The 19194-nt window shown below is 37.9% G+C and carries 19 protein-coding genes; 12 read left to right on the top strand and 7 right to left on the bottom strand.

From position 1 onward, the window contains the following. Positions 1 to 148 precede the first annotated feature (148 nt). Positions 149 to 1300 carry a restriction endonuclease, SacI family gene (locus tag ACYQ3A_RS11110; RefSeq protein ID WP_459897394.1) on the bottom strand — a complete coding sequence of 384 codons (1152 nt, stop codon included), beginning with the start codon at positions 1298 to 1300 and terminating at the stop codon, positions 149 to 151. Beyond that, on the bottom strand, positions 1281 to 2207 hold the full coding sequence (locus ACYQ3A_RS11115) for a DNA adenine methylase (protein WP_459897395.1): 927 nt from the start codon (positions 2205 to 2207) through the stop codon (positions 1281 to 1283). Before ACYQ3A_RS11115 ends, ACYQ3A_RS11110 begins: the two co-directional genes overlap by 20 nt. Positions 2208 to 2337: 130 nt before the next feature. On the opposite strand from ACYQ3A_RS11115, the gene ACYQ3A_RS11120 reads away from it, so the two are divergent. Next, positions 2338 to 3399 carry an SMEK domain-containing protein gene (locus ACYQ3A_RS11120; protein ID WP_459897396.1) on the top strand — a complete coding sequence of 354 codons (1062 nt, stop codon included), beginning with the start codon at positions 2338 to 2340 and terminating at the stop codon, positions 3397 to 3399. A 453-nt stretch (positions 3400 to 3852) separates the two neighbouring features. Here ACYQ3A_RS11120 and ACYQ3A_RS11125 read toward each other — a convergent pair whose 3' ends face one another. Together ACYQ3A_RS11125 and ACYQ3A_RS11130 are read right to left on the bottom strand one after the other, a co-directional pair. Next, positions 3853 to 4296 (bottom strand): hypothetical protein, encoded by a 444-nt coding sequence (locus ACYQ3A_RS11125; protein ID WP_459897397.1) that lies wholly within the window; start codon positions 4294 to 4296, stop codon positions 3853 to 3855. A 1-nt stretch (position 4297) separates the two neighbouring features. Next, on the bottom strand, positions 4298 to 4870 hold the full coding sequence (locus ACYQ3A_RS11130) for a Panacea domain-containing protein (protein WP_459897398.1): 573 nt from the start codon (positions 4868 to 4870) through the stop codon (positions 4298 to 4300). 191 nt (positions 4871 to 5061) lie between these two features. On the opposite strand from ACYQ3A_RS11130, the gene ACYQ3A_RS11135 reads away from it, so the two are divergent. Beyond that, the gene (locus tag ACYQ3A_RS11135; RefSeq protein ID WP_459897399.1) at positions 5062 to 6111 is read left to right on the top strand and encodes a hypothetical protein; all 1050 of its coding nucleotides are present in this window, start codon (positions 5062 to 5064) and stop codon (positions 6109 to 6111) included. A 117-nt stretch (positions 6112 to 6228) separates the two neighbouring features. Next, entirely contained in the window at positions 6229 to 7200 is a 972-nt protein-coding gene (locus ACYQ3A_RS11140) for a hypothetical protein (RefSeq protein ID WP_459897400.1), read from the top strand. Positions 7201 to 7747: 547 nt separating this feature from the next. Here the strand turns inward: ACYQ3A_RS11140 and ACYQ3A_RS11145 are convergent. Further along, a complete protein-coding gene (locus ACYQ3A_RS11145; protein ID WP_459897401.1) occupies positions 7748 to 8362 on the bottom strand; it encodes a helix-turn-helix domain-containing protein in 615 nt (204 codons plus the stop codon). Positions 8363 to 8483: 121 nt separating this feature from the next. Between ACYQ3A_RS11145 and ACYQ3A_RS11150 the strand changes: the two genes are divergently transcribed. After that, positions 8484 to 8786, top strand: coding sequence for a hypothetical protein (locus ACYQ3A_RS11150; protein ID WP_459897402.1), 303 nt, complete (start codon positions 8484 to 8486; stop codon positions 8784 to 8786). A 108-nt stretch (positions 8787 to 8894) separates the two neighbouring features. Here the strand turns inward: ACYQ3A_RS11150 and ACYQ3A_RS11155 are convergent, their stop codons facing one another. After that, the gene (locus tag ACYQ3A_RS11155) at positions 8895 to 9401 is read right to left on the bottom strand and encodes a helix-turn-helix domain-containing protein (protein WP_459897403.1); all 507 of its coding nucleotides are present in this window, start codon (positions 9399 to 9401) and stop codon (positions 8895 to 8897) included. A 126-nt stretch (positions 9402 to 9527) separates the two neighbouring features. On the opposite strand from ACYQ3A_RS11155, the gene ACYQ3A_RS11160 reads away from it, so the two are divergent. The 8 genes from ACYQ3A_RS11160 to ACYQ3A_RS11195 all read left to right on the top strand — a co-directional run bounded on the left by ACYQ3A_RS11160 (position 9528) and on the right by ACYQ3A_RS11195 (position 17861). Next, positions 9528 to 10046: a hypothetical protein gene (locus ACYQ3A_RS11160; RefSeq protein WP_459897404.1), complete on the top strand. Its 519-nt coding sequence runs from the start codon at positions 9528 to 9530 to the stop codon at positions 10044 to 10046. Positions 10047 to 10069: 23 nt separating this feature from the next. Beyond that, on the top strand, positions 10070 to 10291 hold the full coding sequence (locus tag ACYQ3A_RS11165) for a hypothetical protein (RefSeq protein ID WP_459897405.1): 222 nt from the start codon (positions 10070 to 10072) through the stop codon (positions 10289 to 10291). Beyond that, entirely contained in the window at positions 10284 to 10931 is a 648-nt protein-coding gene (locus tag ACYQ3A_RS11170) for a hypothetical protein (RefSeq protein ID WP_459897406.1), read from the top strand. The genes ACYQ3A_RS11165 and ACYQ3A_RS11170 overlap by 8 nt, the downstream gene beginning before the upstream one ends. A gap of 147 nt (positions 10932 to 11078) precedes the next feature. After that, complete coding sequence (locus ACYQ3A_RS11175; RefSeq protein ID WP_459897407.1) at positions 11079 to 11288, top strand: hypothetical protein; 210 nt, start codon at positions 11079 to 11081, stop codon at positions 11286 to 11288. 131 nt (positions 11289 to 11419) lie between these two features. Continuing rightward, complete coding sequence (locus tag ACYQ3A_RS11180; RefSeq protein ID WP_459897408.1) at positions 11420 to 11611, top strand: hypothetical protein; 192 nt, start codon at positions 11420 to 11422, stop codon at positions 11609 to 11611. A 58-nt stretch (positions 11612 to 11669) separates the two neighbouring features. Then, complete coding sequence (locus tag ACYQ3A_RS11185) at positions 11670 to 16043, top strand: DNA polymerase (protein WP_459897409.1); 4374 nt, start codon at positions 11670 to 11672, stop codon at positions 16041 to 16043. Next, positions 16027 to 16245, top strand: a complete 219-nt coding sequence (locus ACYQ3A_RS11190) for a hypothetical protein (protein ID WP_459897410.1) — start codon at positions 16027 to 16029, stop codon at positions 16243 to 16245. Before ACYQ3A_RS11185 ends, ACYQ3A_RS11190 begins: the two co-directional genes overlap by 17 nt. A gap of 14 nt (positions 16246 to 16259) precedes the next feature. Beyond that, a complete protein-coding gene (locus ACYQ3A_RS11195; RefSeq protein WP_459897411.1) occupies positions 16260 to 17861 on the top strand; it encodes a recombinase family protein in 1602 nt (533 codons plus the stop codon). On the opposite strand, the gene ACYQ3A_RS11200 is transcribed toward ACYQ3A_RS11195, so the two are convergent. Further along, complete coding sequence (locus ACYQ3A_RS11200; RefSeq protein ID WP_459897412.1) at positions 17804 to 19156, bottom strand: FAD-dependent oxidoreductase; 1353 nt, start codon at positions 19154 to 19156, stop codon at positions 17804 to 17806. The genes ACYQ3A_RS11195 and ACYQ3A_RS11200 overlap by 58 nt on opposite strands. Between the last annotated feature and the right edge of the window lie 38 nt (positions 19157 to 19194).

Raw genomic sequence — 19194 nt, forward strand, 5'->3', positions numbered from 1 at the left:
AAGCTCCTGCATAGTCTTTCTTACTTCTTCTTCACCAATGGTAATCCCAGCATTAGAATCATTCAGAACTTCCAGAAACTCCAGTATCTTCTCTTCGTTTTTTTAGGACGTGTCTTATGTAAATTTAGCTTCTGCAATAGGATTCATGCTAATGGTCTTTATGTTTGTAAATATTAAGTAAACTTATGTAATACTCTTTAAGAGCATGACTAACTGAACTGTCTGGTTCTCTCATCACAAATTCTGTTAAGTTATTAATAAACATCAATCTAAACGGGAAAAATAAATGTAGAAAGTGACGGGTAAATCCAAGACAGTCTAAGATAGTCATTTCAACACCTAAGTCTTTATAAATTTCATGCGCCTTTGATAGTATGGAATCTTCTATACTCTTTGTGGTAACAAACAGATATTGTCTTAATTTTGCTCTTTTATCGTTATTCAATTTTAATATTTTCTTTAAAGCTTTATTAATATCAGTTTCTGTTATTACTTTGTCCTTTATCTCGTAAACTCTGACTACATATCCATCATCAACAACAAGTTCTATATCTCCTAAAGCACCAGTTTTACTATCAGCAGCTGTGTGATTTTCTAAAGGTTTGAGTCTTTCTTGCAAGCATTCCTCAAGCGTTTTATGCAAAGCAGCTATAACGAGAACAGGAATACGACTTGTTTTGTGCTTAGGAATAGATAAAAGTTGGCTGATAATAGATACAATATCCTCTGCAGAAAAATCTAAATCTTCCTTACTAAGCTGGTTCAATTTTCCTTTTATCTCAGCTTCTCTTTCTTTTTTCAAGTTAATAAGTCTACGTAGAGTTTCAATTAGAACATCTTCAGCTTTTAGGTCACCATTTTGAATTCTATGAATAATGTTAGAAAAAGCATTATAAATTGTTACATTCTTCTGGATAACATCTCCCAGATTCTCAGGTATAGGAAGAGCTGGAGTTCTAAAAGTCGGAGTCAAAAATCCTGTAGTTTGCATAAGGGGTAATTTGAAGATGTCTATTAAAGCTTGTATGCAGTGTTCATCTACTGTTCTTCCAGAAAAAGCCTCAGGAACTTCCTTAGCATTTGTCGAGGGATAAAGAATGTTTACCTGAGGATTGATTATTTTAGCCATAAGTAAAGCTAAAAGAACTCGGAGAGGAGCTCCTACTGAACTTCTTATCAAAACCTCCAGTTGTTCGCCAATATCTTCAGGCAATGCAACAGGAGCTTGTATTTCTTCAGCTTTCTTATAAAGTTGTTCTAAGACTTCTAAACATTTCTTCTTATCTATCCTGAATGCCATAATCTAACCTACCATCTAAAACTTCTCTTGGATCATAATTCATCCACAATACTTCCTGTCTTAACCCCTTACTGCTATGACATTTTTTAACAGGAGCTTCAACACAATACCAATCTTTGTATAGTTCATCCATCAAGTCACAATGATAACCAGAAATAGCCACCTTACCTTTTACAGAATGTAATAAATCAGCAAGCTTTACATGCTCCTCTTCTGTCATCTCATAAGCATAAGCATTCTTATCCTTTCTTGATGAATGAGGATATGGAGGATCACAATAAAAGAGGGTATCCTCATCGTCATATCGCTTGATAACCTCAAAAGCATCATCATTTTCTATCTGAACTCTCAAAAGCCTTTCAGCTATCAGTTCTAAATCCTCTATTCCTCCCAGCCACCGGGATACTGCACCAGCCATTCCTCTTCTACTACTTTTAGCTTTCACACAGTATGCCCATCTTCCTGGAGTAGCAGTTTGTGCTAATCCTGTTCTAACCTGCCTTGCCCTTATGTAGAATCTCCTTGCTCTTTCTACATCAGATAGATTCTCAGTAGGTTCTTCTATAGCCTTCCTAAACTCTTCCCTGGAAAATGGAGTTAGGGAAATAGCTTTTATAAGTTCCTCTGTCTTATCTCGTAGAACTCTAAAGAAGTTAACGACTTCTCCATCTATATCGTTATAAGTTTCAATAGGAACAGGCAATCTGTTTATAAGTATTGCAGCCGAACCCCCAAATGGTTCACAGTACTGTGGTGTATAAGGTAATAAAGGCAGAATCCAATTTAAATGGCTAAACTTACCTCCATACCATCCAAAGGCAATAAGCCTTCTCTTAGCTTTCGGACTCTTAATTATGTGGTTCTCGAGAGTAGCGAACTTAAACAACGTCAAAGCACTTCCAGGCATCTAAAGCTCCTATCTTAAAACTATATATGCTTCTACAAATAATTGATGCTCTAGTTATTGCAGATGTGAATGTTCATATGTAAACTTACCAAGATGTAAAGATGCGGTCAAGCTGTAGAAGGGAAGGTTTATGACTCGAGGCTATTACATAGGAGCTGTTTTAGACATTTTATCGGAAATTTCAAGTAAAGCTAAATTCAGAGCTAAGCTCGGACTTTATGATATTGCTAGACATTTAGAAGATTTCATGTTGCATTTCTTAAATAGGGTTTATTCTCCTAAAGGATATACTTTCAGGAACCTCAACAAAGAAAAGGTAAACTACCCTGGTATCGATTTAATAGATGAAAAAAACAATATAGGTGTTCAAATAACCATAAGAACCGATAAGAAAAAGATAAAGAAGACTATTGAAAATGTAGAAAATACCAATATTACTCTAAATGAACTTTGGATTATAAGCATAGCTGGATGGCAAACATCTAAAAATATAAAACTTGAAATTCCCTTTCATTGCAAAGTTCTTGATTTAAATGATATAGCTAAGGATATTTTGGACTTAGATTTTGACATACTGAAAGACTTATATGAGTTTATAGAAAAGGAATCAAGACAAGTTAAATTAGAACTGGAAGTTCCTGATGAAATGGGAATGCTTTCTGAAGACTATAGGAAATACTTAGAGAAAATTCCCCATGAAAGAATGGGAAGTTTCGAGAACTTTCTAAGATACTTAAGACAGGATGATGACTGTAAAAGAAAGAGAGATAGAAAAGCCATAGAACAAGTATTTAAAGCGTTTGCCCATAAGCTTAAGGAATTGCCCAGAGTATCACGTAACTTCTTAGGAGTAGCGCTTTCTTCGAATCCTGAACTTTGGGATGGTGTTGTAAATATAGACTTAATGATATTACAGAGAAAGCTTGGAATTTCTGATAAGACTTTATTAGAAGAACTACAGATATTGGAGAAATATAAATTTGCTTGGATTGATGAAAGTACTTATTTAGGCAAACCTTACTATATCTTAAAGGTTCATTTTCCCCTAGAGAGGGAACTTCTCCCCAAACGCCGAAACGAGTGTATAGAAGTACTAATAGATTATTTTACAACTCTCTTTGTAGGTTTTACTCAAGAATACGGAATAGATATAGTTAATGCTATAACCCATTTAGACTTTGAAAATTTCTGAAGCTGGATTTGGAACTGTTCAACGAAATAGATCATAGCAATAGAAGGGAGTTTTGAAGAGTACTAATAGTGTATATCTGTGTACTTATTGTTCAATTCTGTATAAATTCTGTTCTATGTTTCATCGTATAGAACGCTATCGCTGAGTTCATTAGAACCCGACGACGACACGGCAAAACTCAGCACAAAATTCGCTCGTTTCCTGCGGCTTGCTCCCGCAAGAGGAAAGGCCAGAAGGACCCTCAAGTTCACGATGGCGTATCCTCTTCCAGAACGTCAAAAAGAAAGTTCAGGTCTTCCTTGCTCAGGCTCTTAAAGAAGTCCCTAAAGACGGGGCAGGCTCGGCAGGAGCGGTTAATAGGGCCGTTAGGACACTCTGCACAGGTTAAGAGAACGTCTAAAGCCTTCTCTTTAGTTCTCTTAGTGAGCTCCTTCTAGAAGTCTATGAACTTGCTCATTCCGTCTCCCTACAAAGAAGAATCCTAATATCCCTTGGGCTTAGAGTTTCAGCCTGTTCAATTGCTAATTCTACTCTCTTACAAATCTCGTCCTCCAGCTTTCCCTTATAAGTCAAACGGCCTGAGTGGATTGCTACATAAATGTCCTTTTCCTTAACCCACTGAATGTTATTTAAGTCCAGAACTGTTTTCTTTGAAAAGAATCGTGATTCCCCGGGCTCCAGAACAACCGTATCTACAAGCTGTTTTAGATTGTCTTTATACTTTTCCCACTGAGACGTAGGCAGTAATGAAGGGAGCTCTTTCTCTGAACCGTCCTTAGGGTCTGTGATACGGCAAACTAAAGCTATCCAAAACTTGTTTTTAGAGTTTCCGTCTTTGAACCTGAAATCTTCCCAATGGTAGACACCCCAGCGGTATATCGGAAGATATTTGAACAAGCTACATACCCCTCAAGACCCTCTCAAAAGCTTCTTTTTCCTCTTCCCAGAACTTAACGTAATCGGCCATATCTCCAGCCATATCCTCATAAGAGATAGGATCATACATGAAAGCTAAACGGTATTCTGGGAGCTCATGAGATAGTTCAGAAATCTCCCCAGCGGTCGTTTCCTTGAATCTGGTAAAGACTTCTCTAAGAATCCTTAGCTCTGATTTACTGAAAATATCAGGATCAAACTTTTTCTTCTTTCTAAACTGCATCATCGGACAGGAATGTCCAACGTCCTTTTCCTCTATTTCAACCCACTGGAGGAGCTCCTTAACCTCCTCCCTAAAGTCATCTTGCTCTTTATCGTTGTATGAGCTGATAATGCCATAGGTTATGGAAGGTACTGGTCCCATTTTTTCCTTGATATAGTTGTCGTAAAAAATAGGCCTACCGTATCTTCTGAGATGTTCTCTATCAGCAAAGAAGAGGAGCTTCATTAACTTGGTTTTGCCTAAGTTTTTAACTCCTAAGTCAAGGGCTAATATGATGGCATTAGCTACTTTCTCTATATCATACCTCTGCATGACTGTTCCCACTATTAGATTGAAAGCATATTGTTGATTGAGTAGTTGTTTATATGTAAACTTATCAGTAAGTAAAGATGCAGTCAAGAACAGAATTTGAGAATAGTAAGAAAACTTAACGGATAGAATAGATGAGTTTTAGTATAAAACATCCAAGTGGAACTTTCTTTCAGTTTTTTATTGTAGGTATAATGGCTACTCTATTCCTTTTCTTTTATTTTGCTTTGCTTTTGTTAATTGTAAATCCTTTCGGTAAAGAACAGATATTAGAAAAATTCCAAACCTTCCTTTTTTATGTTAATCAGGTCATCTATTTCATTAAATATCACAGCATCATGATAACTGCTTTTTTTGTTCTTTTACTTTTCCCTTTGTTAGCCATCTTCTATATCTTAGGTGCTTTTGCGTATGCCTTGAGTGATTCTTTTACAGGAACTATATTGTCTCGAGAAACAAATTCTAATTTTTCTTTGGAAGAAATATCTAAAGCGTTAAAGAAAAAGCAACTTTTTCTCGAAATAGAAAAAGGGATAAGAATAATTGACTTTATCTATGCTAAGGATCAAAATGTTTGGGTAGATCAAAGTAATAAGTATCTTGGATTAAGCTTATTTTTTGGGGCACTTTATGCAGCTTCCTTTTCAACCTTTTGGTTTTCAATACTCACCTTTCTATTGATTCAGGGGTTTAATATTAAAAACAAGAGCTTCTTTTCTATTTTTGCCTGTAACAGTAATATTACTAAGGTTATGCTCTCTTTAGCAATTTATTTAGCTCTTCCTTTTATTCTTCTAGAGATATTTGGGGGCATTAAGTTCCTTTACCGAAGGTTACAGAATCATAGATTCTGGAAGAAAAGGGAAGTTAGAGAGTACATACTTAAGATTAGAGGCTATAAGCTTATCAAAACAATAACATGGTTTACAAAACAATTCAAGATCTATGTGAAGTTTTGTTTACTAATTATGTCCCTTATAGGTGCTATCGGTATATTACAATGGGTTTTAGGCTTTTTAAATGTAGAAAAAGACGGAGCTCTCTCTATTCAACAGTATATCTTCGATCTGCTGGTTATTTTGAACTACATAACTGCTTTATCTTTTTTAGTAGCAGTTCATTTTAGACATAAAGCTAAGATTTACTTTATACTTGCTGCTAAATCGAATGAATATTTTGAAAATAATAAAAAAGAAAGAAATCTGAAAAAGGAATACATATTGACGCATAAACAGTATACCTGATATATTTAGTTATACAGATGTTAAAGCAAATGCTAATACAAAGATTAAAATCTTGCGATACAGGAGGATAAGATGAAGAGAGGAGGAGGAGCTGCTTTTTAACTCTGAGGGAGGGGGATGAAACCTAATATTTTAGTCATTGGTAGCACTATTTTAGCACTATTCTCTTTCTTCGGTAAATATATGCTGGAATATTTTGGAATAAAAGCAGGTTATGTTTTAGATCCTGCTTTTACTCTTTTCTCCATTGTTGCCATCTCTGTTTATTTTGACAACAAGACAAGAGAAGCGTTATTTAGCAAACTTGATGAGTATTTTCACAAGATAACGGTACCAAACTTTGAAGAAGTTCGTGCACCTGTTAAAGAATTTCTAACTCATCTGAATTCTTCTGCTTTACCTTATGAAAGGAGCAGAGAACTTGTTCTTCGTTTCGAGCTGGCAGATAATGATACCCATGACTTACTTAAGATTACTACAATTTATCAAACCTCATATGATAGAGAACACTTAAAACTACTTTCCCGGAGTAGGAAAGAAATTATAAAAAACTTTATGTTATCCTTTCCAGAAGAAGCGATTAAACACATTTTAGAAACTTATCAAAATGATGAAGATATACTGAGGAAACTCAAAAGACAAGTTGTTATAACCCTAAACGAAAGTAATACTATCTCCATATTTAATGAGAGCTTGGAAAGAAAGAAAAACTTTCTCTTATATTTCTTTACTGTTTCTATACCGATAGAGAAATTACTTGAATCATTCCGCGTTCCAATCCTAAAAATGAAAACGTCGCACACTTATAAAAATCGAGATGGCTATTACACATTATTTAGGACATTTTGTAAATCTTTTAGATTACAGTTACTATTTGACAATAACATCCTTGAAAGATTTACTGTTTCTGATATCCAGCAACATATCCAGATTCATCCAATTTCTTTCAAGAATGTAAGAAATTCTGAAAACTATAGAGAGATACCAATTGACAACCATCATATAGAAGTATGTTGGGAAGATGTAATCCCCGGTTCTGCCTTACTTGTTGAGTGGGACTTTACCCTTTCCTCACCTCCAACTCCGTAACCCACCTGCCAGTCATTAAAATCTCAAAATACGCCAATTATTACCTCATATTTATCCCCATTAACAACCATCAAAAACCTGCACAGAAGCCGAATCCTTGAACGAGAAAGGAAAACTTGTATGACTGTGCAAAATTTCCCCGGAGATTCCTACGGCACTATTCCATATGGATCGTTTTAAGTCCTTTCATCTGTTCCAGATGGCGTATACTGAAGGCAGGTAGAATCGTGTATCCATAACTATCCATTACCTACAGTACCTTACTATATCAACCCATACATTACTTTAACTTATGGTAACAATCACTATAAATAGTGTAAAGTATGTATCGTTATCAGCAGTTACCATAAAGTATGGATTGTTATTGATGGCTATGGATTGTTACCGATAACTATTAGAGAGTAGAAATGTGCCGTATCCGTAAACCAATTTTAAGAACAATGAAGATTCCTTTTCACCAAATTCCCGCTGGCTTAACCTCAAGGCTTTTCTTAACTCTTTTAGCCTTTTTCCTATACCTTCCATCTTACAAACTACACTACAAATTTTAGTTTTCCTCGTTTTCTTCTTTCTCCTTTTCCCTTTTAACTAACTCTTTTTGCATTTCCAGCATTATTAAAGCAGAATGTTTCAAAAGTTCTTTGGCTATATTCCCTCCTGAGATAAGGTCTTCTTCCTCTATAGCATCGGTTTTTGTTATTGCCAACTGAGTCAAGACTTCCGTATAAATGTCAAGAGTTTTCAACGCTAATCTACGATATATAAAACTCTTCAAAACTTTAACCAATTTCTTATCTTGCTTACTTATAATTCCTTCTTGCTGTAAAGACTCTATAAGTTTGTCAGTTAATACTTTTAGTGCAACATCAGTTTCCGCTAAATCAAGCAATTTGCTTATAGTGGCTGTCCTTTCTTTTACGGCTTGAATACCGAAATTAAACATTGTTCCTTCACCCTTCAGAAGCCAATTGTAGTTAACATCAAATTTGGCTTCTATAAGCCTTAGAAACTTCTCAGAAGGATTCCATTTACCTGATTCATACTTGGATAAAGTCATAGGATGAACGCCTAAAGCTTCTGCAAACTCCTTTTGAGTCATCCCTAACCTGCGTCTTACCTGTTTCAGCCTTTCACCTATTGCAGATTTTTGGTTATCACTCATAGCCTCTCCTGTTAAGTAAGCGTTTTACTTATAAGTTACTCAATTAATCTTGACACCTATAAGCAAACTACTTATATTCATAAGTGCAAGGTAAGTGAATTACTTATCAGGAGGATAACTGATGAGAACGCTGGAAGTCAAGGCAAACGGCAAAACAGCTAAAGGAAACAAGGCAATAACAGCTCTCTATCTTCTTCTAACACAAGGGGTCAGTTTAGGTTGTCTTTATACGGATGTGGAGCTCCCACCTGAGGAAAGAATCACCTGGAGACCGATTAGAAAGAACGGTGAAGTAATCGGAAGTGTTAGCTGGAGCTATACAGACACCGAGGCAGGGGAGATTGTAAGGGCTTTGGAGCTTGGAGCTTCTATCCAGAAAAAAGCTAAGGAGAGAAGAGATGTCAGGATTAGGGTTGGAGCTTAAGGGTGAGGGACGGGGATTTTCCCCTGCCCCATTCCAAACGCTCAAAGAGAACGCTGATAGTCAAGACAATTCTAAATATAAATCCTTTTCTTTAGAATCACAACCTATTTACTTAGCCTTAAACTCGTTAAAAGGAGGCGAATTCTCTAAGCACGAAAGTATAGTTAAGACCTCCTCAAGAGACCTATTAACCTCATTTAACAAATGTTTTCTAACTTTGTTTTTTAGATATGCTCTTAAAGCTTCAATATTTAGCTTCTCTTTTTGCTTCTTGGAAGTGAAAATTTCTAAGCATAGGTCAGCTATTATTTCAGCGCTATTCTCTAAATTGGCTTTTACCTCTTTCCAACGTTTGTTGAATTTAAAATTGAAATTGTCTGAATCCCTCTGCCTTTTAAAAGGATTCCCCTTACCTTTCTTTAACCATTCAGAATTAACGCCAAACTTATCCTCTATAAGTTTCAATATTGAAGGTGAAGGGTTACTTTTCCCTAATTCATATCTGGAAACACTTAAAGGATGTATGCCTAAAGCCTCAGCAAATTCTTTCTGTGAAAGTCCCAAGTATTCCCGCAATTCCTTGATACGTTTACCTATTTCTGTCTTATTGTCCATAGCACACCTCAACAATTGTATAGTAAATCTTGACACTTTCTAAACAATTGTTTATATTGATGAGTAGAGAACCAAACAACTGTATAAACACCAAAAGGATACAAAACAATCCTGAGGAGGTCAAAGATGGTAGGGGCTAAAGAGAGGGTAAGAGAACTAAAGAAAGAACTTGAAATGCTGGAAGAGATACGAGAAGCCGCTAAAAGGAGAGCTTCCCGTAGTAACAGGTATGAAGAACCACCTCTTCAAATTCAATATAAAGTAAATGCCAGAGCTGAGCAAGTCTTACAGGCTAACCTTGTTAGGTTATGGGATGAAGAAAAGAAAAGTGGGGCAGAATTTCTTATTGCGGGTAAGGATAATCAGAGGATTGTAGAAGAGGCTAAAAAGCTTGGTTTAGGAGAAGTTGTAGAGAACTATCCTGTTTTCAAAGGGAACTATAAAGAAGCTGTTGAACTTCTAAGAAAGAAGGTAAAAAACTTTACGGCATTCTCTTTAGCATTCCTTTTCAGCATTCCTGACGTTCCTCACGATGGAGATTTATGCCTTTTTTCTGATTATGTGAAGGGTTTGGAGCATCTTGCAGGACAGGTGAGAGAAGCTTTTGAGCTTGTAGATGAAATCTATCAGACTTTAGCACTTTAAAACCACTTTAAAGGAGGCATGCCATGACACAAGCTAAGGAAATGAGCTTAAACCAGTTTGCGAAAAGTCTCGGATTTACGCTGTCTGGAGCCAAAAATTGGCTTTTAGAGCCTGAGTTTGCCAGACACGTGAGGGTGGTCCGTAAGGGAAAGAGAACTTACTACTTTGTTACTAATCCTGAAGAAGCTAAGAAAGCTCTAAAACAGGCTGGCTATGTTCTACCGAAGGAGGGGAGCGATGCATAAGCCTACTTATGAAGAGTTTAAGAAAGAGTATCTGAAAGCTGAAAGCAGATTGTTAGACCTGCTTTTAGAACAGATTCAAGCTTGTGAGCCGTGCAAGGTTGTGGATTATGCCTATTGTCTTAAAAGGTGCAGAGTTTTAAGAGACACTCTGTCAAAAGCTAAAGAACATTCAGACTTCTTCTGGATCGCTAAAAGAGTGCTTTATCAGATTCTCCAGTTTGTTAAAGCTGAAACTTACTGCAAGGCTAACGGTATTGAGGTTGATTATAGTAAAGAGTTTTCCGTTCCACGCCTGGAAGAACTACCACCTGAGGATAAGCCTGTAATAAATGAGCTCCACAACCTGTTCAAGAAGGAGTGCCAAACCTGTAACCTGCAGATAGGACAGAGCTGTTTTGAATGTTCTAAAGTAAGGGAACTACAAAAGAAACTGAAAACCCATTTGGGAAGAAAAATATTCACATTCTTTTTAACGCTCCATGCTGGCTTTAAGAGAGAAGAAAAAAGCAGAGAAAGAGAAATACGCTTTTTCTACGAGCGTATATACAAGCCTCCCGTAAAAGTGAACTGGACTCCTAAAGACCCGTGGGGATTCTTTTTCTGGAAAGTTTTAAAAAGCCAGAGAAGTCCTGAAGAATGAGAGCTACCTTCAACAACTATTCCATCTGGAATGGATTTTTTTGGCTATCATCTCGTACAGGAGGTTTTTGCTGGGATCTTTATTTTTTCACAAAAAGGAGTTCAAAATTCGAATAGACTAAAAGTAAACAGTTATCAGGAGGTAGTCATGAAGACCTTAGCAGGATTCTGTAAGGAGTTGGGAATTGCCAAAACGTCAGTGTTTACGTGGGTCTGGAAATTCCCTGAAATGCAGCAGTTTATAAGTGTTAAAAGAGTTGGCTTACGGTATCGCTATTTGGTGAAAGATGAAAAAGGACTTAAGAGATTCCTCAAGCAAAAGGGTTATCCCATACCAGAGGAGGCTAAACATGCTTAGTACTCTCGAGGAAGAAGGTCTATCTAAATCTGCTAAAGCACTGCTCAGGCTTTTAAAGTGGGCAGAGCAGAAGAAAAAAGAGAGCCTCCAAAAGGAGGCCCAACAAGAGAACAAAATTAAGGAGCTTAATCATGCATGCTACAGAAAGAATAGCAAAAATGACTGCTCAACGGGCAGAGGAACATTTCTGGAACCTCTTGAACCATCACACAACTCATCGGCAGGCGTTTCTCAGGAACGGTCTTGATGGACTTTACGCCCTGGGGGACGAAACGGCTCATCAATTGATAGAGCTGGCAGAAGCTGCAGAATTGGAAGTTTAAAAGCCCGGGATTCCTCCCGGGTTTCTATCCCTAAAAAATCCTACATAGGAGGCTCAATTTGAGCGGAAATCCTGCTATTAAAATTATATCCTCCTTGATAGATAAAGTCCAGCGAGTAAACCTTCAGAGTGTAAAAACAGGCAGAATTACCACCAAAGAAGTTAAATCCCTAAAACTTCCTTCCAAAGAGCTTGCATACCGCCATGTTACTGGTTCAATTCGTATAGGACTCTATCCTGAAGTAGAGAATGGAAAGATAACCTTCGGAGCTGTTGACCTTGACCTGAAAGAAGAGCCTGAAGAGAAAAGACAGTTTTACACTCTGGAAATCTATAAAAAGCTTGTTAAGCTTGGATTCAGACCATTCATAGAGAAATCCAAGTCTAAAGGCTACCACGTTTGGATTTTCTTTAGTGAACCCGTCAAGAAAGAAACCTTACGCTGGATTCTTGAATATGTAGTTAACACTTCCAGCTATCCAAATAAAAGGCTTTTAGAAGTATTCCCAAAAGGAACTGCTTTATTCCTACCAATGTTTAACTCCTTCAATCCTGATGAATCACTAAAAAAGGAATTTCTACGGGAAAAGAAAAACGCCGTCCTGAAGCCTGAAAACTTCAATCAGTATTTCTCAAACTGGACATCTCTATTTGAGGAGTACGCCGTGGAAAACACTAAAACAATAGAGCTTTTAGAAAAACTAAAAAATCTTCCTCCCTGCTTTTTGAGAGCTTATGAAAACTGGAAAGAAGGTAGCAGAAACGGATACGCTTGCGGTTTGGCTGGAGTTTGTAAGAAGATTCTTAATATCTCAGAAGAGGAAGCTGAAGAGATAATCCTTGCCATAGCAGAAGCTAAAGGAGATGAAGAGCTTAAGCTCAGGAAAACTGCCGTTTACAGAACTTATGAACAGGATAAGCCAGCGGGATGCTCCATTCTAAAGGGAAAGAACGCCGAGATAACGGTAGCTGTTCCTGTATGTGATGGGGATTGTGAGGTTATCAAGAGGCTGAAAGAGAGAGATAAACCACGGCAGATAATAACCCTGTCAAAATTTTACCCAGAGCCTTTTGCAAAAGAAATCTTAAACAGGTTTAGTTTCTGGTATGAGGGAGAAAAACAGGAGTTCTGGTTTTATGATAAAGATGAAGGAATCTGGAAAAATAAAGCTAAGGACTTCATCAGGGATTTCCTCTATAAAGAGAAGCTTTTAGACCCTACTATCAAGAAAAATCATCAAGTCAACGAGATAGTTGAATATGTCAAGTATTCCTCTTTCCATAAAGGAAAACCTTTACCAGAACCTTCTCCTTTCCTGATTCCGTTTAAAAACGGTGTATATGACCTTGAAAATGACATTTTTAGAGACTTCCGAAAAGAAGATTACTTCACTTTCAAACTTCCCTGGAGCTACAAGGAAGAAGCTGAATGTCCATTAATTGATTCTATTCTCTGTTCCTTAGTGCCTAAAGAAAGAGTTATAGACCTTTACGAGCTAATAGCCTACTGCTTATGGAGAGGTTACCCCTATCATAAGTTTTTCATAATTTACGGGAAAGGTTCTAACGGTAAAAGCTTATATGGAAAGATTCTAACAACGTTTCTCGGAAAGCATAACATTTCAGAAGTTTCTTTAGAGGAGCTCCAAAAAGGAGGCTTCTACACTATCAGCCTCTATAAGAAACTTGCCAACATTACGGGAGAAGTCTCCTATGACGACCTTAAGAATACACGACTGATTAAGCAGCTAACAGGAGAAGACTATATCTTTGCAGACCGCAAGAACAAAGAGCCTATCTCTTTCCAGAATTACGCCAAGTTGATTTTTCTAACTAATCAAGTTCCCATTTCCCATGATACAACTTACGCTTTTTTCAGGAGAGTTTTCCTAATTGAGTTTCCCTACCAATTTACAGGAAGCAAAGCAGATAAAACCTTAGAATGGAAGCTAAAAAACAGTCCAGAAGAGTTTGAGGGATTAGCTTATAAGAGTATCCAGGTACTAAAAGAACTCCTGAACAGAGGTTTCACATTTACCAACGATCCTAATCCTGAGGAAATAAGAAAGACCTACGAAAGGTTATCTAATCCAATTACTCAGTTCATAGATGAGTTCTGCATAAAAGACCCTGAGGGTTACATCTGGAAGTATGAGTTTGCTGAAAAGCTTAATGAATGGCTGGAGAAAAAAGGATTTACGAAGCTTAGTAATGAAGTTATAGGTAAAAGAATGAAGAACTTAGGCTATGAAGCCAAACAGATAAGAGTTTCCGCTGGAGGAGAAAATAAAAGATACTGGGCATGGATAGGAATTAAGTGGAAAGACGATAAACATGATTCGAAACTTGTGACACCTGTGACAACTTGTGACAATCTTGTGACAGGCGAAACTCGTTGTGTTACTTATACTAATAATACTTCTTCTTTATCTTTGTCACAAGTATCACAAGTAGGTAAAGGTCAAAGCTTTAAGGAATATAAGGAGCAACCTCAAACTACCTGTGACACCTGTGACACCTGTGACATTCCTCCAGAAGTAGAAGCTGACTTCATAGGAAACTGGAATTCTGATGAGGAGATTAGCGAATGGGAAGAGCTGGAGAAGGAGCTCGAAGGAGAAAAAGAAGAGAACTCTGCTGATGCACCAAAAGGTTACATTTTCAGCGATTCAGAAGCAGTTAAAGCTATAGAGGAGCTCCAAAAAACTCCTGTTCTATATCTTGACATAGAAACCTATTCTGAAGAACTCCCAAAAGACAGAAAAGACGAGCCTGCTTTAGATCCATTCAGGAATCAGGTCAGGTTAATCTCCTTGGGAGATGGAGAGCATTTCTACACTTTCGACGTTCAGAAGCTGAATTCTGAAACCATTAATGCCGTTTTAGAGCTTATTTCAGAAAAGCTCATAGTAGGACACAACCTCAAATTTGACCTCAAAACCTTAGCTGCTAAATACGGCACCTGGATACTTCCCAAGAAAACTTTTGATACTTACATAGCAGAGAGGCTTATCTGGAACGCTAAGCATCCTCAAAGACCTCCAAAAGGAGCTTTATCTCTATCTGCTTTAGCAGAAAAATACACAGGCAGGAAGCTTGATAAGACTGAGCAGACATCCGACTTTGGGAAAGACCTTACAGAATCCCAGATCACCTATGCTTTAGAAGATATCAGAGTCCTTCCAGAGATAGCCAAAAAGCAGGTAGAGATCCTAAACGACCTCATTATTGGAAAGTCAAAGAATCCACCTAAACCTAACGAATTTGGACTGAGAGCTCCTGTTGTAAAACTTGAAATGGCATTCCTCCCTGTTTTAGTGGAAATAGAACTTGCGGGAATACCTGTAAATGCTGACTACTTAAAAGAGGAACTTCAAAAGAACAGGAAAACCTTTGAGAAGTTTTACACAGAGATCAAAACAAAATACCTGTTTGATCCTCAGAGTCCTAAGCAGCTTCTTTCATTCCTCAAAAACAGGTTGGGATTAGAGATTGAAAGCACCTCAAACAAGGAGCTCGTAAAGCACAAGGATAATGAAGTAGTAGAAAAGATTATCCAGCTTAGAAAAGCAAAGAAGAAGGCTGACCTCATAGAGAAGTATTTAAGCTTACGCAACGGCAGACTTTACCCTGAATTTAACCAGCTTGAAGCTCACTCCGGACGTATGTCCTGCCGTAATCCTAATGTTCAGCAGGTTCCAAGAGACATAAAAGGGAATTTCTATAAAGCTCCTCAAGGCAGGGCAATTATAAAAGCTGACTACCCAGCAATCGAATTAAGGCTTGCCTCTGTAGTAGCTCCAGACAAAACAATGATTGAAGCATTCAAGGCAGGCAAAGACCTACACAAGTTTACTGCAAGTCTCATTTCTGGCAAGCCTTTAGAAGAAGTAACAAAAGAGGAAAGGCAGAGAGCTAAAGCCCTTAACTTCGGATTTATCTACGGCATGAGTGCAGAAACCTTTAGAGAATACGCTTTCACCAACTACGGCGTAGAGCTCTCGAAAGAAGAAGCTGAGGAATTCAGAAGGAAATTCTTTGAAGCCTACTCTGGAATAGCTGAATGGCATAGAAAAACCGCTGACAGACTCAATCTATCAGACACAGGACAGATAACAGTCTTGACACGCCTAAAAAGACCTGTAGCAGTTAATAAGCTGACCAATGCTCTTAACTCCCCCGTTCAGGGTTCTGGGGCTGACATGCTGAAAATGGCTTCTGTTTTCTTCAGCAGGGCAGTTAAAGAAGAAGGCATTGACGCTCAAATAATCAACCTTGTACATGACGAGATTGTCGTTGAATGCAGCGAAAAGGATAAAGAAAAAGCCAAGGAGCTCCTAAAGGAGGCTATGGAAAAAGCATGTTCTAAGCTCATTCCAGACTTCACTACAGAAGTTGAAACGGAAGAGGTGAGCTGTGAAGTGTCAGGATAAAGATACCAGAAAAGCTATCCACCTCCTGAAATCAATTAGTGGACCATACAGAAAACAAGGACTACCTCCAGAGGAAATTAACCGCCGTGTTAGAAGAAAACTTCTTGATATTCTCTACTATCAAACAATCCACAGCAACAACCCCAACATTAAGGGAGTAGAACCTAAACCCTATCACATAGCTTTAGAGATTCTTGAGTAGCTCAGGGGGCAGGTATGAAGGGCTTGAAAGTTGCAGTCTATGGAAGAGTAAGCACGGACGAACAGAGGGAAAAGCAGACAATAGAAACTCAGATAGAAAAAGCTAAGGACTTCTGCAAATTACACGACCTCCAAATTTACGACTTCTATCTTGACGAGGGAATTTCAGGAGTAACTCCTTTTGAAGAAAGACCAGCTGGCAAAAGACTCTTAGAAGATGCATCTAAAGGCTTGTTTTCCACAGTAGTGGTTTACAAGCTGGATAGAATAGGAAGAGACATAGTAGTGATCCGAAACTTTCTTGACACCTTAGCCAAATACGAAATCGCATTTAAAAGCGTAACAGAACCTTTTGACACATCTACAACCTTAGGAAAAAGCTTTATGGAGCTCTTAGGAGTATTTGCAGGTTTTGAAAGGGGATTGATTATTGAACGCTCTAAAGCTGGAATGGAAAGAATAGCCAAGGAAGGGAAATATACAGGGGGAGTCATCCCTTTTGGCTACAAGGTAAATGAACAAGGCTACTATGAACCAGACGAAGAACCCATACCAGGCTTAGACATATCGCCTGCCGAAGTTGTTAGAAAAATCTACTATTGGCTTGCTTATGAAGATAAGACCCTCTACTGGATAGCAGAAAAACTTGAAAAGATGGGAATTCCCACAAGCTACGAGCTAAGAGAGCTAAGAAAAGGTAAAAGCCTAAAACCTTCCTGTTTTTGGAGAGCTAATCACATAGGCAGGCTCGTTAAAAACGAATTCTATAAAGGGATTCACTATTGGGGAAAACGAAACTCTAAGAAAGAAAAGAAGAGCAAAGGAGAAATTCTTAGAAAAGTCCCTCCCTTAGTTGACCCTGAAACTTGGCAGTTAGCGATAGAGAACATCAGGAAAAACAGAAACGTCAACAGAAAAGACCACCGCCCTTATCTCTTTAGCGGTTTAATTAAATGTCAAGATTGTGGACACATTCTTATCGGAACTTTTTACAAAACAAAATCAGGAGAAAAGAAATACTACAGGTGCAAAGTAAAGAACAACTACCGTCATTATGGTAAAAGCTGTTCTAACAAAACCATCATTCAAGAAACTTTCTTAGATAAAAAAGTCTGGGAGGACATTCGGAATTGGCTGGAAAATCCACAAGAAGCCGTTAACGAGCTAATAGAAAAAGAAAAGGAGCTCCTAAAAGAAAGTAGTGAGCAGGCTAAGAGACTTCAGCAACTTCAAAAAGAACTTGAATCGTTAGAGAAGAAAAAAGAAAGAGCAACTTATACTTTCATTAATGGATTCCTTACAGAAAAAGCCTATCGGGACATTATAGCTGACCTTGAAATTCAAGAGAGTAAACTAAGAGAAGAGATAGGAACTCTCAAGGAACTCCTATCTCAAAACCATTCAGAACAAGATTTAGTAGAAATCGTAATGAAGAGCCTGCAGCATCTTAAAAACATAGTTCAGGATAGAGAAGTTATCCCTTACGAGCTCAGAAAAAGCATCTACAAGCTCCTAATCAAAGAAATAAAGGTATTCCCAAACGGCACGGTAGAAATCATTTACAACTTCCGATTACCTGACTTAAAAAACTCAAGGGCTGCCATCTGGACGGGCTGAAGAAGAGGTGGTGGTGTAACAGGTGGAAACGCCACTGTCTCAATGGCAGCAATCTGCGAAATATCCAATTTATCAGCTATTAGCCTTGAGATGAAATCAACCAACGGAGACACATACTTACTGCTTCCAATAATTTCTCCACCTAGAACTTTACCAGACTTTGAAAAGTAGAGTTTGATTTTTAAAGGTTTACACCCTTCAATGGCTCCCGGGTAGGCGTCTGTTGTATCAATTTCTGAAACTACAAACTCTATTCCTTTTCTCTTTAAGACCTTTTCTGTATAGCCAGAGAAACCGAAATACTTTCTGCCAGCCTCTGTCACACCTGCCGGAACAATTCCAGAATCTTTAACTTCAGGACCAACAACATTTAAACCTGCTATCCTTCCATCCCTTGCCGAAATGAAAGCAAGCATTCCAGGAACAGGCTCTCCGTCTATTGCAGATCTGTGAAGCATACAGTTTCCTGCTGCAAGGATGTTGTCCTCGGAGGTTCTCAGGAACTCATCAACAATAATCTCTCCTCTTTCTGAAGTTGAAAGTCCAGCATCAACTGCAAGCTTTGAGTTGGGCTTAAAACCTATGAAGACGAAGACAAGATCAGCTTCCATCTTCTCGCCACCTTTAAAAACAACTTCTCTTACTCTTCCATTCCCCTCAAAACCAACTACTCTCGTATTCTTTACAATTCTTACATTCTGGATTTTAAGTTCCTTTTCAATCTCTCTCTCAAAATCTTCGGAGAAAATTCCAGAGGCTATACGATCAGAGGCTTCAATGATAGTTATTTCCTTGTCTGGATATCCTTTGCTTATTTGATCCGCAAATCCGAGGCTTATGAAACCTGCACCGATAAGAACAATTCTTTCAGCATTCCTTACTTCATCAACAAGTTTCTGAATGTACTCTGTCTCTGTTGAGATGTAGTAGATTCCATCAAGATGACTATTTTCAACCATCAACGTATTTGGAATCCAGCCGGTTGCCAGAATCAACCTCTCGTAACGGTAGGAACTTCCATCTTCAAGAAAGACCTGTGATTCCGAAGGATTGATCGATGTAACTTTAGAAATAAGGAGCTCAACTCCTAAATCTTTAACCTTTGAAAGAGGATAAACATTCTTCTCAGCAGGAATCCTCCCACCTACAATATAAGGGATAGAACAGGGAATCTGAAAGTTTTCCTTGTCATTTATGAGAAGAATCCTTTTTTCGGGATAGAGAGTTCTGATAGTTTTAGCAGCATTAAATCCAGCAGGTCCTCCTCCCACAATAATAACATCAAACTTCTTCATGGCTTACCTCAAATTTGGTTTACATCCCCCACCCTCCC

This window comes from Desulfurobacterium crinifex (genome assembly GCF_054656775.1).

Coding starts and splice junctions, on each gene's coding strand:
- ACYQ3A_RS11170 (WP_459897406.1), top strand. CDS start 10,284: ATGCATAAGCCTACTTATGAAGAGTTTAAGAAAGAGTATCTGAAAGCT.
- ACYQ3A_RS11115 (WP_459897395.1), bottom strand. CDS start 2,207: ATGCCTGGAAGTGCTTTGACGTTGTTTAAGTTCGCTACTCTCGAGAAC.
- ACYQ3A_RS11150 (WP_459897402.1), top strand. CDS start 8,484: ATGAGAACGCTGGAAGTCAAGGCAAACGGCAAAACAGCTAAAGGAAAC.
- ACYQ3A_RS11145 (WP_459897401.1), bottom strand. CDS start 8,362: ATGAGTGATAACCAAAAATCTGCAATAGGTGAAAGGCTGAAACAGGTA.
- ACYQ3A_RS11110 (WP_459897394.1), bottom strand. CDS start 1,300: ATGGCATTCAGGATAGATAAGAAGAAATGTTTAGAAGTCTTAGAACAA.
- ACYQ3A_RS11160 (WP_459897404.1), top strand. CDS start 9,528: ATGGTAGGGGCTAAAGAGAGGGTAAGAGAACTAAAGAAAGAACTTGAA.
- ACYQ3A_RS11155 (WP_459897403.1), bottom strand. CDS start 9,401: ATGGACAATAAGACAGAAATAGGTAAACGTATCAAGGAATTGCGGGAA.
- ACYQ3A_RS11180 (WP_459897408.1), top strand. CDS start 11,420: ATGCATGCTACAGAAAGAATAGCAAAAATGACTGCTCAACGGGCAGAG.
- ACYQ3A_RS11195 (WP_459897411.1), top strand. CDS start 16,260: ATGAAGGGCTTGAAAGTTGCAGTCTATGGAAGAGTAAGCACGGACGAA.
- ACYQ3A_RS11135 (WP_459897399.1), top strand. CDS start 5,062: ATGGCTACTCTATTCCTTTTCTTTTATTTTGCTTTGCTTTTGTTAATT.
- ACYQ3A_RS11165 (WP_459897405.1), top strand. CDS start 10,070: ATGACACAAGCTAAGGAAATGAGCTTAAACCAGTTTGCGAAAAGTCTC.
- ACYQ3A_RS11140 (WP_459897400.1), top strand. CDS start 6,229: ATGAAACCTAATATTTTAGTCATTGGTAGCACTATTTTAGCACTATTC.
- ACYQ3A_RS11200 (WP_459897412.1), bottom strand. CDS start 19,156: ATGAAGAAGTTTGATGTTATTATTGTGGGAGGAGGACCTGCTGGATTT.
- ACYQ3A_RS11175 (WP_459897407.1), top strand. CDS start 11,079: ATGAAGACCTTAGCAGGATTCTGTAAGGAGTTGGGAATTGCCAAAACG.
- ACYQ3A_RS11130 (WP_459897398.1), bottom strand. CDS start 4,870: ATGCAGAGGTATGATATAGAGAAAGTAGCTAATGCCATCATATTAGCC.
- ACYQ3A_RS11120 (WP_459897396.1), top strand. CDS start 2,338: ATGACTCGAGGCTATTACATAGGAGCTGTTTTAGACATTTTATCGGAA.